1 protein-coding gene is annotated in these 1,136 nt (G+C 62.8%); it reads right to left on the bottom strand.

Features of this window, described 5'->3' with window-relative positions; genetic code table 11:
* The coding region (locus AC1DTN_RS37255) for a KUP/HAK/KT family potassium transporter (protein ID WP_477925104.1) at nt 1-1,136 on the bottom strand (1,136 nt) is incomplete at both ends.

The raw sequence follows: 1,136 nt of genomic DNA, 5'->3' as shown, positions 1-1,136 counted from the left end.
TCCTTCCAGGTGGCGAGGATCACGAACAGGCCTCCCGCCATCAGCAGCGGGAACCAACCCCCATCGACGATCTTGAGCAGATTCGATGCGAAGAAGGAGATGTCGACGGCGAAGAAGAAGCCCGTGGCCGCCACGCATACCGGCAGCGGGTAGCCCCATCCATACCGGATGACGAAGAAGGTCAGCGCCGTCGTGATCACCATGACCAGGCTGACGGAGATGCCATAGGCCGCCGCAAGGGCGGTGGATGAGTGGAACATGCCGACCGCCAGGACCACGCCGGCCAGCAGCGCGAAGTTCACCGCCGGCACATAGATCTGCCCCTTGTCGTGTTCCGACGTGTGCTTGATCGTCATTCGAGGCAGATAGCCCAGCTGGATCGTCTGCTTGGTCGCCGAGAACGCGCCGGAGATGAGGGCCTGGGACGCAATGACCGTCGCCGCGGTCGCCAGGACCACCATCGCGATCAGAGCCCAGGCCGGCGTCATGAGGACGAAGGGATTCTCAATGGCCTTCGGATTSGCCAGYACCAGSGCSCCCTGGCCGAAATAGTTGAGGCTCAATGCGGGCATCACCAGGCCGAACCATGCCCATTGAATGGGGCCCTTTCCGAAGTGGCCCATGTCGGCATAGAGCGCCTCCGCCCCCGTCACGCAAAGAAATACCGCCCCCAGGGTGATGAATGCCAGCTGGTAATGCTCGTATCCGAAACGCAGGGCATAGGTGGGCGAGATCGCCTTCAGCACGGCCGGGTTGTCGATGATCGAAGGCAATCCGCTGAGCCCGATCGCCAGGAACCAGAGCACCATGACGGGACCGAAGAACCGGCCTATCTGTGCCGTTCCCCTCTTCTGCAACATGAAGAGCATGACCAGCACGGCGAAGGAGATCGGCAGCACGAAGGGCTTGGCGGCCGGGGTGACGATCTCCAGGCCCTCGACCGCCGACAGCACGGAGATGGCGGGCGTGATCACGCCGTCGCCAAAGAACAATGCGACGCCGAAGACGCCGCACACCATCAATACGCGATGGACCTTCGGCTTGTCCTTGACGGCCTGCGAAGCCAGTGCGAGCAGCGCCATCAGGCCGCCCTCGCCATGGTTGTCCGCCCGCATGATGAGCCCGACGTACTTGAT

The organism is Rhizobium sp. 01T444, assembly GCF_056398305.1.
This window is presented reverse-complemented; position numbering and strand designations above follow the sequence as displayed.